The sequence below is a fragment of the Serratia sp. 4542 genome, from assembly GCF_016805595.1.
GTDB classification, from domain to species: Bacteria; Pseudomonadota; Gammaproteobacteria; order Enterobacterales; family Enterobacteriaceae; genus Serratia; species Serratia nevei.
The window spans coordinates 181,149-191,573 of the sequence record NZ_RXKV01000005.1 but is presented as its reverse complement, the minus strand read 5'-3'; the positions used below and the strand labels follow the sequence as shown (position 1 = coordinate 191,573).

The following is a 10,425-nucleotide window of genomic DNA, read 5'->3' as shown; positions in this document are numbered from 1 at the left end:
ACTTATTCCTCAATTTTACCGCCAGCAGCCTCGATAGCAGCACGAGCGCCTTTGGTGACACGCAGACCACGCAGGGTTACCGGACGAGCGACTTCGCCAGAAAGTACAACTTTCGCGAATTCGATCTGGACACCAACTACGTTAGCGGCTTTCAGCGCGTTCAGGTCGATAACATCGCCTTCAACCAGAGCCAGTTCAGACAGACGAACTTCTGCCGTGATCATCGCTTTGCGTGAAGTGAAGCCGAATTTCGGCAGACGACGGTACAGAGGCATCTGACCACCTTCGAAACCACGACGTACGCCACCGCCAGAACGAGACTTCTGACCTTTGTGACCACGGCCGCCGGTTTTACCCAGGCCAGAACCAATACCACGACCTACACGCTTAGGCGCATGCTTGGCACCTTCAGCCGGAGACAGAGTATTTAAACGCATCTGTTACTCCTCAACTTTAACCATGTAGGAAACCAGGTTGACCATACCGCGAACAGCAGGAGTATCCTCGCGCTCTACGGTGTGACCAATACGACGCAGACCCAGACCGAGCAGAGTAGCTTTATGCTTCGGCAGACGGCCAATTGAGCTGCGAGTTTGTGTAACTTTAATAGTCTTAGCCATGGTCAATTACCCCAGAATGTCGGCAACGGATTTACCACGCTTAGCAGCGACCATTTCAGGAGACTTCATATTCGCCAGAGCGTCGATAGTTGCACGAACCACGTTGATCGGGTTAGTGGAACCATAAGCTTTAGCCAATACGTTGTGCACCCCAGCAACTTCGAGAACGGCGCGCATTGCACCACCCGCGATGATACCGGTACCTTCATGAGCAGGCTGCATGAACACGCGAGAACCCGTGTGAGCGCCCTTAACAGGGTGCTGCAGGGTGCCGCTGTTCAGCGCGACGTTCATCATGTTGCGACGGGCTTTTTCCATCGCTTTCTGGATCGCTGCTGGAACTTCGCGTGCTTTGCCGTAGCCAAAACCAACGCGACCGTTACCATCACCAACTACAGTCAGTGCGGTAAAGCTGAAAATACGGCCACCTTTTACGGTTTTAGATACGCGGTTTACCGCGATCAGCTTTTCCTGCAGTTCGCCAGCTTGTTTTTCGATGTGAGCCATCTTAAACCTCTTCCTTAGAACTGAAGGCCAGCTTCACGGGCAGCATCTGCCAGTGCCTGGACTCGACCATGATATTGGAAACCGGAACGGTCAAAGGATACTTTCGCAATCCCTTTTTCCAACGCGCGCTCAGCCAGAGCTTTACCTACGGCTGCTGCTGCGTCTTTGTTACCGGAATACTTCAGTTGCTCCGCGATAGCTTTTTCTAAAGTAGAAGCGGCTACCAGTACTTCAGAACCGTTTGGAGCAATCACCTGTGCGTAAATGTGACGCGGGGTACGATGTACCACCAGGCGGGTTGCACCCAGCTCTTGGAGCTTGCGGCGTGCGCGGGTCGCACGACGGATACGAGCAGATTTCTTATCCATAGTGTTACCTTACTTCTTCTTAGCCTCTTTGGTACGCACGACTTCGTCGGCGTAACGAACACCTTTACCTTTGTAAGGCTCAGGACGACGGTAAGCGCGCAGATCTGCTGCTACCTGGCCAATAACCTGCTTATCAGCGCCTTTCAGCACGATTTCAGTTTGGCTTGGGCATTCAGCAGTGATACCTGCCGGCAGCTGGTGATCGATAGGGTGAGAGAAGCCCAGGGCCAAATTCACCACGTTGCCTTTAACGGCAGCACGATAACCAACACCTACCAGTTGAAGCTTTTTGGTGAAGCCTTCGGTAACACCAACAACCATTGCGTTCAGCAGAGCGCGCGTGGTACCCGCTTGAGCCCATGCGTTAGCAAAACCTTCGCGCGGAGCGAAAGTCAGTGCGTTAGCTTCTTGCTTCACTTCAACGGCGTCGTGGATAGTACGAGTCAACTCGCCGTTTTTACCCTTAATCGAAATAACCTGACCGTTGAGTTTTACCTCTACGCCGGCAGGAATGACGACGGGTGCTTTTGCAACACGAGACATTCTTTCCTCCCGAATTAAGCTACGTAGCAGATAATCTCGCCACCCAGACCAGCCTGGCGAGCTGCACGATCGGTCATAACACCTTTAGAGGTAGAAACAACAGCGATACCCAAACCGGCCATAACTTTTGGCAGCTCATCTTTTTTCTTGTAGATGCGCAGACCTGGACGGCTGATACGTTGAATGCTTTCTACCACAGCTTTGCCCTGGAAGTACTTCAGTACCAGTTCCAGAACAGGCTTGGCGTCGCCTTCGATTTTGAAATCTTCAATAAAACCTTCTTCCTTCAGCACGTTGGCAATTGCCACTTTCAGCTTGGAGGAAGGCATGGTGACCGCAACTTTGTTCGCGGCTTGACCGTTACGGATACGGGTCAGCATATCCGCGATCGGATCTTGCATGCTCATCTGTCTTTACTCCCGTGATTCAATTGGTAATTACCAGCTAGCCTTTTTCAAGCCTGGTACTTCACCGCGCATAGCGGCTTCACGAAGCTTAATACGGCTCAACCCGAATTTGCCCACATAACCATGTGGACGGCCAGTTTGGCGGCAGCGTTTACGCTGACGAGACGGGCTGGAATCACGCGGCAGAGTTTGCAGCTTGAGAACGGCATCCCAACGATCTTCATCGGACGCGTTCACATCAGAGATAATAGCTTTCAGTTCAACGCGTTTTGCAAAGAACTTGTCAGCTAATTTCACGCGTTTGACTTCGCGTGCTTTCATTGATTGCTTAGCCATCAGTAACCCTGCCTTACTTGCGGAACGGGAAGTTAAAAGCAGCCAGCAGCGCGCGGCCTTCATCATCAGATTTCGCAGTAGTGGTAATGGTAATATCCAAACCACGAACGCGATCGACTTTGTCGTAGTCGATTTCTGGGAAGATGATTTGCTCACGCACGCCCATGCTGTAGTTGCCACGGCCATCGAATGACTTGGCGGACAGGCCACGGAAGTCACGGATACGTGGAACAGCAATGGAGATCAGACGCTCAAAGAACTCCCACATGCGTTCGCCACGCAGAGTTACTTTACAGCCGATCGGATAGCCCTGACGGATTTTGAAGCCTGCAACAGATTTGCGGGCTTTGGTGATCAACGGTTTTTGACCGGAGATGGCTGCCAGGTCCGCTGCGGCGTTATCCAGCAGTTTCTTGTCAGCAATCGCTTCACCAACACCCATGTTCAGGGTGATCTTCTCGACCCGAGGGACTTGCATGACAGAGTTGTAATCAAACTGAGACATCAGTTGTTTGACTACCTCGTCTTTGTAGTAATCATGCAGTTTCGCCATCGTATTACTCCAAATTACTTGATAGTTTCGCTGTTAGACTTGAAGAAACGGACTTTTTTGCCCTCTTCGAATCTAAAGCCTACACGGTCAGCCTTGCCGGTAGCCGCGTTGAAGATAGCAATGTTAGAAACCTGAATTGCAGCTTCTTTTTCAACAATGCCGCCTGGTTGGTTCAGAGCCGGAACCGGCTTCTGGTGTTTCTTAACCAGGTTGATGCCTTCAACAATGACCTTGCCAGCAGACAGGACATTTTTTACTTTACCGCGCTTACCTTTGTCTTTCCCGGTAATCACGATAACTTCGTCATCACGACGGATCTTCGCTGCCATGTTCGCTCCTTAGAGTACTTCTGGTGCCAGAGAGATAATTTTCATGAACTTCTCATTACGCAGTTCACGAGTTACCGGCCCAAAAATACGCGTACCGATTGGCTGCTCGCTGTTATTGTTCAAAATAACGCATGCATTGCCATCGAAGCGAATGACAGAACCGTCCGGGCGACGTACACCCTTCTTGGTGCGCACCACTACCGCCTTCAGAACATCGCCTTTCTTCACCTTACCGCGAGGAATTGCTTCCTTGATGGTAATTTTGATGATGTCGCCGACGCCTGCGTAGCGACGGTGCGAGCCACCTAGAACCTTGATACACATTACGCGACGTGCACCGGAGTTGTCGGCGACGTTCAGCATAGTCTGTTCTTGGATCATTTTAGTGCTCCGCTAATGTCAACTACTACTTTAAAGACCCAAGTAAAAATTAGGCCGTTGAAAAGCCCCATAACCGAGGGCGCAGCATTATAACACCGCTTACTTGGTATGGGTAGAAAAAATAAACGGCTCATTTTCTGAGCCGTTTATTAAGTGAGAGCCAGCTACTCTATTACAGAATCGCTTTCTCTACAACGCGAACCAACGTCCAGGACTTAGTCTTGGACAGTGGGCGGCATTCGCGGATTTCCACCACGTCGCCGGTACCACATTCGTTGTTCTCGTCATGTACGTGCAGCTTGGTCGTACGTTTGATGAATTTCCCGTAGATCGGGTGCTTCACAGTACGCTCGATAGCAACAACGATGGATTTCTCCATTTTATCGCTAACAACACGACCCTGCAGGGTACGGATAACTTCAGTCATTTACACACCCGCCTTTTGAGTCAGTAAAGTCTTAACGCGTGCGACGTCACGACGCACTTGTTTCAACAGGTGAGTTTGTTGCAGCTGGCCACTGGCCGCCTGCATGCGCAAGTTGAATTGCTCACGCAGCAGGTTGAGCAGCTCGGCATTCAGCTCTTCAACGCTTTTTTCACGCAGCTCTTGTGCTTTCATTACATCACCGTCTTAGTTACAAAGGTGGTTTTGATCGGCAGTTTCGCTGCTGCCAGTTTGAATGCCTCGCGGGCAACCTCTTCTGGCACGCCGTCCATTTCGTACAGGACCTTACCAGGCTGGATCAGGGCAACCCAATACTCCACGTTACCCTTACCTTTACCCATACGCACTTCCAGCGGCTTCTCGGTGATCGGTTTGTCCGGGAATACACGGATCCAGATCTTGCCTTGACGCTTAACTGCACGAGTCATTGCACGACGAGCTGCTTCGATTTGACGAGCAGTCAGACGGCCACGGCCAACAGCTTTCAGACCGAAAGTGCCGAAGCTAACATCCGTACCTTGCGCCAGACCACGGTTGCGGCCCTTGTGCACCTTACGGAATTTTGTACGCTTTGGTTGTAACATCAGCGACTCTCCTTACTTGCGGCCTTTACGCTGCTGCTTTTTAGGTTGAGCAGCCGGTTCCGGTTGTTCAACTGCAGCCATACCACCCAGGATCTCACCTTTGAAGATCCATACCTTAACGCCGATTACACCATAAGTGGTGTGCGCTTCAGATGTGTTGTAGTCGATGTCCGCACGCAGAGTGTGCAATGGAACACGACCTTCGCGGTACCATTCGGTACGTGCGATTTCAGCGCCGCCAAGACGGCCGCTTACTTCAACTTTGATACCTTTAGCGCCAAGACGCATTGCGTTCTGTACTGCACGCTTCATAGCACGACGGAACATAACGCGACGTTCCAGCTGAGAAGTGATGCTGTCAGCAACCAATTTAGCGTCGAGTTCCGGTTTACGGACTTCGGCGATGTTGATCTGTGCAGGAACGCCAGCGATGTCCGCTACGACCTTGCGCAGTTTTTCGACGTCTTCACCTTTCTTGCCGATAACGATGCCTGGACGAGCAGTGTGAATGGTCACACGGATGCTCTTCGCAGGACGCTCGATAACGATGCGAGAAACGGAAGCTTTCGACAGTTCCTTAGTCAGGAATTGACGAACTTTAAAGTCGCTGTCCAGGTTGTCAGCGAATTCTTTGGTATTCGCATACCAAGTAGAGTTCCAAGGTTTGACAATACCCAGGCGAATACCATTAGGATGTACTTTCTGACCCATTGCTAGTCTCCAGAGTCTCAGCGATCGGACACAACCACAGTAATGTGGCTGGTGCGCTTCAGGATGCGATCTGCACGACCTTTTGCACGCGGCATAATGCGCTTCATGCTTGGGCCTTCGTCTACGAAGATTTTCGTAACTTTCAGATCATCGATGTCAGCGCCATCGTTGTGTTCTGCGTTAGCAATGGCAGACTCCAGCACTTTCTTAACCAGACCAGCAGCTTTCTTGTTGGTGTAGGTCAGAGTTTCCAGAGCTTGCGACACTTTCTTACCGCGAATCAGGTCAGCAACAAGGCGAACCTTCTGAGCAGAAGAACGAGCGTGGCGATGTTTAGCGATAGTTTCCATCTCTTCCTCCTACCTTAGCGCTTTTTAGCTTTTTTATCAGCCGCATGGCCGCGATAAGTACGAGTCGGCGCGAATTCACCCAGTTTGTGACCGACCATTTCATCGGAAACGAACACTGGTACGTGCTGACGACCATTATGGACAGCGATGGTCAAACCGATCATGTTAGGAAAGATCGTTGAACGACGGGACCAAGTGCGCAAAGGCTTCTTGTCACCGCTTTCCACCGCTTTCTCTACCTTCTTCAGCAAGTGCAGGTCAATAAAAGGACCTTTCTTGAGAGAACGTGGCATGGCTTATCCTCTAATTATTTTTTGCTACGGCGACGTACGATGAACTTATCAGTACGCTTGTTGCTACGGGTCTTCTTACCTTTGGTCTGAACGCCCCACGGAGTTACCGGGTGCTTACCAAAGTTACGACCTTCACCACCACCGTGCGGGTGATCTACCGGGTTCATCGCCGTACCGCGAACGGTAGGACGAACACCACGCCAACGTGCAGCACCTGCTTTACCCAGAACGCGAAGCATGTGTTCAGCGTTACCGACTTCACCCAGGGTGGCGCGGCAATCAGCTGGAACTTTACGCATTTCGCCGGAGCGCAGACGCAGAGTTACGTAGGAACCATCACGAGCAACGATCTGAACGTAGGCGCCAGCGGAGCGAGCCATCTGGCCGCCTTTACCTGGTTTCATTTCTACGTTGTGAACCGTTGAACCAACTGGAATGTTGCGCATCGGCAGGGTGTTACCCGCTTTGATTGCAGCATCAACGCCAGATTGAATCTGGTCACCAGCTTTCAGGCCTTTCGGCGCCAGGATGTAACGGCGTTCGCCGTCTTTGTACAGAACCAGCGCGATGTTCGCGGAACGGTTCGGATCGTACTCCAGACGCTCAACCACAGCAGGGATACCGTCTTTGTTGCGCTTGAAGTCAACCAGACGATAATGTTGCTTGTGGCCACCACCGATATGACGGGTGGTGATACGGCCATTGTTGTTACGACCACCGCTTTTGCTCAGTTTTTCCAGCAGCGGGGCATAAGGTTTACCCTTGTGCAGCTCAGGGTTAACCACTTTAACAACGTGGCGACGACCCGGAGATGTAGGTTTACATTTAACAATTGCCATTGTTCTTACTCCTCCGACTTACTCTGCGCCGCCGATGAAGTCCAGATTCTGGCCTTCTTTCAGGGTGACGTAAGCTTTTTTCCAGTCGCTACGACGACCAACACGCTGACCGTGACGCTTCACTTTCCCTTTAACTACCAGGGTGTTCACGTCTTTGACTTCGACTTCAAACAGTTTCTGCACTGCAGCTTTGATTTCTGCTTTGGTCGCGTCTTTGGCAACTTTGAGAACGATGGTGTTGCTTTTTTCCATCGCAGCGGATGCTTTTTCAGATACGTGCGGTGCACGCAGCACTTTCAGCAAACGTTCTTCACGGATCATGCCAGCATCTCCTCAACTTGCTTCACAGCATCAGCAGTCATAACCACTTTGTCGAAGGCGATCAGGCTAACCGGATCGATACCTGCTACATCGCGCACGTCAACCTTGTACAGGTTGCGAGCTGCCAGGAACAGATTCTCATCCAGTTCACCGGTCACGATCAGCACGTCTTCCAGAGCCATATCTTTCAGTTTCTGTGCCAGCAGCTTAGTTTTAGGCGCTTCTACAGAGAACTTCTCGACAACGATCAGACGATCTTGACGTACCAGTTCGGACAGGATGCTTTTCAGCGCGCCGCGGTACATCTTTTTGTTTACTTTCTGACTGTGGTCCTGTGGCTTAGCAGCAAAGGTCACGCCGCCTGAACGCCAGATCGGGCTCTTTACAGAACCTGAACGCGCACGGCCGGTGCCTTTCTGACGCCATGGCTTTTTGCCGGAACCAGTTACTTCAGCACGGGTCTTCTGAGCACGAGTACCTTGACGGGCACCTGCTGCATAAGCAACAACAACCTGGTGTACCAGCGCTTCGTTGAAATCACGACCGAAGGTAGTTTCGGAAACAGTCAGCGCGCTTTGCGCGTCTTTCAATACTAATTCCATTGCTATCCCCTTACGCCTTCACAGCTGGTTTAACGATCAGGTTGCCACCGGTTGCGCCCGGTACAGCACCCTTAACCAGCAGCAGGTTGCGCTCAGCGTCAACACGTACTACGTCCAGGCTCTGAACGGTTACGCGCTCATCACCCAGGTGGCCAGCCATTTTCTTGCCTTTGAACACTTTGCCCGGAGTCTGGTTCTGACCGATAGAACCCGGAACGCGGTGAGACAAGGAGTTACCGTGGGTAGCGTCTTGGGTACGGAAGTTCCAGCGCTTAACAGTGCCAGCAAAACCTTTACCTTTAGAAGTACCGGTAACATCGACTTTTTTAACGTCAGCGAAGATTTCTACGCTAATTTCCTGACCTGCAGCGAACTCTTGACCTTCTTCAAGGCGGAATTCCCACAGACCACGGCCAGCTTCAACGCCAGCTTTAGCGAAATGGCCCGCTTCCGGCTTGGTTACACGGTTAGCTTTTTTGCTACCAGTGGTAACCTGAACGGCACGGTAACCGTCGGTGTCCAGGCTTTTAACCTGAGTCACGCGGTTCGCTTCAATTTCAATTACGGTTACTGGGATAGAAACGCCATCTTCAGTGAAGATACGGGTCATACCCACTTTTTTACCGACTAAACCAATCATTGTTTCAACCTCTCAATCGCTCAATGACCTGATTAACCCAGGCTGATCTGCACGTCTACACCGGCAGCCAGATCCAGACGCATCAGAGCATCAACGGTTTTCTCGGTTGGCTCAACGATGTCAACCAGACGCTTGTGAGTGCGAATCTCGTACTGATCGCGCGCGTCTTTGTTGACGTGCGGAGAGATCAGAACGGTAAAGCGCTCTTTGCGAGTTGGCAGCGGGATCGGACCACGGACTTGCGCACCAGTGCGCTTTGCAGTCTCGACGATTTCCGCGGTTGATTGATCGATCAGACGATGATCAAACGCTTTCAGGCGGATACGGATTCTTTGGTTCTGCATGAGACCAGAGCTCCAATTATTTATAAACGTAAATAATTACTCCTCACACCCATTTCGATTGATGGGGGAGTGTAATCGTCAACATATAACCCCCATATCGGGAGTATTGTTCGAAAGGCAAAAAAGGCCTGCCAATCGACTGATTCGCTAAAATCAGGCTTACCAAGATTAGGTAAGCCCGCGCATTATACGCAAAATGGCCCAGGAAGCAAGCCGCAGTTGGAAATATGCTCAGGAAATCGTCATTTTTGCGCGTTCAGCGGCAGTCGCGAGATGAGGACGGCTAACAGGGTATGAATTATGCTTGGCGGGGAAGCTCCCCTGCCCCACCGTAAAAACGGTCGCCGGCAGGAGAGACGATGACGAACGGAAGACAGGCTTACTCTTTGCGCTCTAGAACCTGGGCCTGGGCATAGTTTTGAATACCGAGGCGAGCGATCAGATCCAGCTCGGTTTCCAGCCAGTCGATATGCTCTTCTTCATCAGCCAGGATATCGATCATCAAATCGCGGCTGACGTAATCATGAATCGAGTCGGCATAGGCGATACCTTCACGCAGGTTTTTAGCGCCTGCCAGCTCCAGCGCCAGATCGGAACGCAGCATCTCTTCAATGTCTTCGCCGATGTTCAGCTTGCCGAGATCCTGCAGGTTAGGGAGCCCTTCCAGGAACAGGATACGCTCGATGTAGCGATCGGCATGCTTCATTTCGTCGATCGACTCGTGGTATTCCTTGTCGTTGAGGCGCATTAAGCCCCAATTCTTGAACATGCGGGCGTGCAGGAAATATTGATTGATGGCAACCAGCTCGTTGCCGAGCAGCTTGTTGAGGTGAGCAATGATCTTTTTATCGCCTTTCATAGGTAACTCCTCCTGGCCAGTTCTAAAAGTGTAGAACCTGTAAGCCAAGAGTCAAAAATAACCTTACCCTTTGTTAGGCAACTTCATGCATTGGGATGATAGTTCCGCGTTCCTCCACCATAATCTGTCTTGCCTGACGAATGCACTTTCCACAATCGGTACCAATCGGCACAAGTTCACGCAGCTGCTTCATGGTATGAGGATTGTGCTGACGCACCGCATTACGGATCGCTTTGTCAGTCACCGCATTACACAGACATACATACATAGAGAGACTCACTTCTTAACCAATGCATTGAGTCTAAATAGGAATAGTTTTTATTTCAATTAAGATTTGAACAAATTGCATAAAAAAAGGGCACCGAAGTGCCCTTTTTGTGTCGAAAAATTATT

General features: G+C 51.0%; 23 protein-coding genes. All 23 read right to left on the bottom strand.

The window, feature by feature from the left end; all coding sequences use genetic code 11:
- Positions 1-2: 2 nt before the first annotated feature.
- Positions 3-437 (bottom strand): 50S ribosomal protein L15, encoded by a 435-nt coding sequence (rplO, locus tag EKL15_RS06930; RefSeq protein WP_004929742.1) that lies wholly within the window; start codon positions 435-437, stop codon positions 3-5.
- 3 nt (positions 438-440) lie between these two features.
- Positions 441-620, bottom strand: coding sequence for a 50S ribosomal protein L30 (gene rpmD / locus EKL15_RS06925; RefSeq protein WP_048232028.1), 180 nt, complete (start codon positions 618-620; stop codon positions 441-443).
- A gap of 6 nt (positions 621-626) precedes the next feature.
- Positions 627-1,127 (bottom strand): 30S ribosomal protein S5, encoded by a 501-nt coding sequence (gene rpsE, locus EKL15_RS06920; protein ID WP_004929747.1) that lies wholly within the window; start codon positions 1,125-1,127, stop codon positions 627-629.
- Positions 1,128-1,141: 14 nt separating this feature from the next.
- Entirely contained in the window at positions 1,142-1,495 is a 354-nt protein-coding gene (gene rplR / locus EKL15_RS06915) for a 50S ribosomal protein L18 (protein ID WP_004929748.1), read from the bottom strand.
- Positions 1,496-1,504: 9 nt separating this feature from the next.
- On the bottom strand, positions 1,505-2,038 hold the full coding sequence (rplF, locus tag EKL15_RS06910; RefSeq protein ID WP_004929751.1) for a 50S ribosomal protein L6: 534 nt from the start codon (positions 2,036-2,038) through the stop codon (positions 1,505-1,507).
- A gap of 14 nt (positions 2,039-2,052) precedes the next feature.
- A complete protein-coding gene (rpsH, locus tag EKL15_RS06905) occupies positions 2,053-2,445 on the bottom strand; it encodes a 30S ribosomal protein S8 (RefSeq protein WP_004929753.1) in 393 nt (130 codons plus the stop codon).
- A gap of 30 nt (positions 2,446-2,475) precedes the next feature.
- Complete coding sequence (gene rpsN, locus EKL15_RS06900) at positions 2,476-2,781, bottom strand: 30S ribosomal protein S14 (protein ID WP_019456186.1); 306 nt, start codon at positions 2,779-2,781, stop codon at positions 2,476-2,478.
- Between the two features lie 13 nt (positions 2,782-2,794).
- Positions 2,795-3,334: a 50S ribosomal protein L5 gene (rplE, locus tag EKL15_RS06895; RefSeq protein WP_004929756.1), complete on the bottom strand. Its 540-nt coding sequence runs from the start codon at positions 3,332-3,334 to the stop codon at positions 2,795-2,797.
- Positions 3,335-3,348: 14 nt separating this feature from the next.
- Complete coding sequence (gene rplX / locus EKL15_RS06890) at positions 3,349-3,663, bottom strand: 50S ribosomal protein L24 (protein WP_019456185.1); 315 nt, start codon at positions 3,661-3,663, stop codon at positions 3,349-3,351.
- A gap of 9 nt (positions 3,664-3,672) precedes the next feature.
- Positions 3,673-4,044 (bottom strand): 50S ribosomal protein L14, encoded by a 372-nt coding sequence (gene rplN / locus EKL15_RS06885; protein WP_000613954.1) that lies wholly within the window; start codon positions 4,042-4,044, stop codon positions 3,673-3,675.
- A gap of 172 nt (positions 4,045-4,216) precedes the next feature.
- The gene (gene rpsQ / locus EKL15_RS06880; protein ID WP_004929760.1) at positions 4,217-4,471 is read right to left on the bottom strand and encodes a 30S ribosomal protein S17; all 255 of its coding nucleotides are present in this window, start codon (positions 4,469-4,471) and stop codon (positions 4,217-4,219) included.
- Positions 4,472-4,663 carry a 50S ribosomal protein L29 gene (rpmC, locus tag EKL15_RS06875; RefSeq protein ID WP_004929762.1) on the bottom strand — a complete coding sequence of 64 codons (192 nt, stop codon included), beginning with the start codon at positions 4,661-4,663 and terminating at the stop codon, positions 4,472-4,474. It lies immediately after the preceding gene.
- The gene (gene rplP, locus EKL15_RS06870) at positions 4,663-5,073 is read right to left on the bottom strand and encodes a 50S ribosomal protein L16 (protein WP_004929764.1); all 411 of its coding nucleotides are present in this window, start codon (positions 5,071-5,073) and stop codon (positions 4,663-4,665) included. The genes rpmC and rplP overlap by 1 nt, the downstream gene beginning before the upstream one ends.
- Positions 5,074-5,085: 12 nt before the next feature.
- Positions 5,086-5,784: a 30S ribosomal protein S3 gene (gene rpsC, locus EKL15_RS06865; protein WP_004929766.1), complete on the bottom strand. Its 699-nt coding sequence runs from the start codon at positions 5,782-5,784 to the stop codon at positions 5,086-5,088.
- A gap of 17 nt (positions 5,785-5,801) precedes the next feature.
- On the bottom strand, positions 5,802-6,134 hold the full coding sequence (gene rplV / locus EKL15_RS06860) for a 50S ribosomal protein L22 (protein WP_002223844.1): 333 nt from the start codon (positions 6,132-6,134) through the stop codon (positions 5,802-5,804).
- 14 nt (positions 6,135-6,148) lie between these two features.
- Positions 6,149-6,427, bottom strand: coding sequence for a 30S ribosomal protein S19 (gene rpsS / locus EKL15_RS06855; RefSeq protein ID WP_004929772.1), 279 nt, complete (start codon positions 6,425-6,427; stop codon positions 6,149-6,151).
- A 14-nt stretch (positions 6,428-6,441) separates the two neighbouring features.
- Entirely contained in the window at positions 6,442-7,266 is an 825-nt protein-coding gene (gene rplB / locus EKL15_RS06850) for a 50S ribosomal protein L2 (RefSeq protein WP_004929775.1), read from the bottom strand.
- Positions 7,267-7,284: 18 nt separating this feature from the next.
- Positions 7,285-7,587, bottom strand: a complete 303-nt coding sequence (gene rplW / locus EKL15_RS06845) for a 50S ribosomal protein L23 (RefSeq protein ID WP_004929776.1) — start codon at positions 7,585-7,587, stop codon at positions 7,285-7,287.
- Entirely contained in the window at positions 7,584-8,189 is a 606-nt protein-coding gene (gene rplD / locus EKL15_RS06840; protein WP_004929779.1) for a 50S ribosomal protein L4, read from the bottom strand. The genes rplW and rplD overlap by 4 nt, the downstream gene beginning before the upstream one ends.
- Before the next feature lie 10 nt (positions 8,190-8,199).
- A complete protein-coding gene (gene rplC / locus EKL15_RS06835; RefSeq protein ID WP_015379265.1) occupies positions 8,200-8,829 on the bottom strand; it encodes a 50S ribosomal protein L3 in 630 nt (209 codons plus the stop codon).
- Between the two features lie 32 nt (positions 8,830-8,861).
- On the bottom strand, positions 8,862-9,173 hold the full coding sequence (rpsJ, locus tag EKL15_RS06830; protein WP_001181005.1) for a 30S ribosomal protein S10: 312 nt from the start codon (positions 9,171-9,173) through the stop codon (positions 8,862-8,864).
- Between the two features lie 379 nt (positions 9,174-9,552).
- Positions 9,553-10,032 carry a bacterioferritin gene (gene bfr, locus EKL15_RS06825; RefSeq protein WP_060424586.1) on the bottom strand — a complete coding sequence of 160 codons (480 nt, stop codon included), beginning with the start codon at positions 10,030-10,032 and terminating at the stop codon, positions 9,553-9,555.
- Between the two features lie 73 nt (positions 10,033-10,105).
- A complete protein-coding gene (bfd, locus tag EKL15_RS06820) occupies positions 10,106-10,300 on the bottom strand; it encodes a bacterioferritin-associated ferredoxin (RefSeq protein ID WP_015379266.1) in 195 nt (64 codons plus the stop codon).
- Between the last annotated feature and the right edge of the window lie 125 nt (positions 10,301-10,425).

What these genes read in the sequence shown, in the direction of transcription:
- rplR (WP_004929748.1), bottom strand. Translation starts at nt 1,495, where the DNA reads ATGGATAAGAAATCTGCTCGTATCCGTCGTGCGACCCGCGCACGCCGC.
- rplN (WP_000613954.1), bottom strand. Translation starts at nt 4,044, where the DNA reads ATGATCCAAGAACAGACTATGCTGAACGTCGCCGACAACTCCGGTGCA.
- rplX (WP_019456185.1), bottom strand. Translation starts at nt 3,663, where the DNA reads ATGGCAGCGAAGATCCGTCGTGATGACGAAGTTATCGTGATTACCGGG.
- rplB (WP_004929775.1), bottom strand. Translation starts at nt 7,266, where the DNA reads ATGGCAATTGTTAAATGTAAACCTACATCTCCGGGTCGTCGCCACGTT.
- rpsN (WP_019456186.1), bottom strand. Translation starts at nt 2,781, where the DNA reads ATGGCTAAGCAATCAATGAAAGCACGCGAAGTCAAACGCGTGAAATTA.
- rplC (WP_015379265.1), bottom strand. Translation starts at nt 8,829, where the DNA reads ATGATTGGTTTAGTCGGTAAAAAAGTGGGTATGACCCGTATCTTCACT.
- bfd (WP_015379266.1), bottom strand. Translation starts at nt 10,300, where the DNA reads ATGTATGTATGTCTGTGTAATGCGGTGACTGACAAAGCGATCCGTAAT.
- rplO (WP_004929742.1), bottom strand. Translation starts at nt 437, where the DNA reads ATGCGTTTAAATACTCTGTCTCCGGCTGAAGGTGCCAAGCATGCGCCT.
- rplV (WP_002223844.1), bottom strand. Translation starts at nt 6,134, where the DNA reads ATGGAAACTATCGCTAAACATCGCCACGCTCGTTCTTCTGCTCAGAAG.
- rplP (WP_004929764.1), bottom strand. Translation starts at nt 5,073, where the DNA reads ATGTTACAACCAAAGCGTACAAAATTCCGTAAGGTGCACAAGGGCCGC.
- rplE (WP_004929756.1), bottom strand. Translation starts at nt 3,334, where the DNA reads ATGGCGAAACTGCATGATTACTACAAAGACGAGGTAGTCAAACAACTG.
- rpsJ (WP_001181005.1), bottom strand. Translation starts at nt 9,173, where the DNA reads ATGCAGAACCAAAGAATCCGTATCCGCCTGAAAGCGTTTGATCATCGT.
- rpmC (WP_004929762.1), bottom strand. Translation starts at nt 4,663, where the DNA reads ATGAAAGCACAAGAGCTGCGTGAAAAAAGCGTTGAAGAGCTGAATGCC.
- rplD (WP_004929779.1), bottom strand. Translation starts at nt 8,189, where the DNA reads ATGGAATTAGTATTGAAAGACGCGCAAAGCGCGCTGACTGTTTCCGAA.
- rplW (WP_004929776.1), bottom strand. Translation starts at nt 7,587, where the DNA reads ATGATCCGTGAAGAACGTTTGCTGAAAGTGCTGCGTGCACCGCACGTA.
- rpsH (WP_004929753.1), bottom strand. Translation starts at nt 2,445, where the DNA reads ATGAGCATGCAAGATCCGATCGCGGATATGCTGACCCGTATCCGTAAC.
- rpsE (WP_004929747.1), bottom strand. Translation starts at nt 1,127, where the DNA reads ATGGCTCACATCGAAAAACAAGCTGGCGAACTGCAGGAAAAGCTGATC.
- rplF (WP_004929751.1), bottom strand. Translation starts at nt 2,038, where the DNA reads ATGTCTCGTGTTGCAAAAGCACCCGTCGTCATTCCTGCCGGCGTAGAG.
- rpmD (WP_048232028.1), bottom strand. Translation starts at nt 620, where the DNA reads ATGGCTAAGACTATTAAAGTTACACAAACTCGCAGCTCAATTGGCCGT.
- bfr (WP_060424586.1), bottom strand. Translation starts at nt 10,032, where the DNA reads ATGAAAGGCGATAAAAAGATCATTGCTCACCTCAACAAGCTGCTCGGC.
- rpsS (WP_004929772.1), bottom strand. Translation starts at nt 6,427, where the DNA reads ATGCCACGTTCTCTCAAGAAAGGTCCTTTTATTGACCTGCACTTGCTG.
- rpsQ (WP_004929760.1), bottom strand. Translation starts at nt 4,471, where the DNA reads ATGACTGAAGTTATCCGTACCCTGCAGGGTCGTGTTGTTAGCGATAAA.
- rpsC (WP_004929766.1), bottom strand. Translation starts at nt 5,784, where the DNA reads ATGGGTCAGAAAGTACATCCTAATGGTATTCGCCTGGGTATTGTCAAA.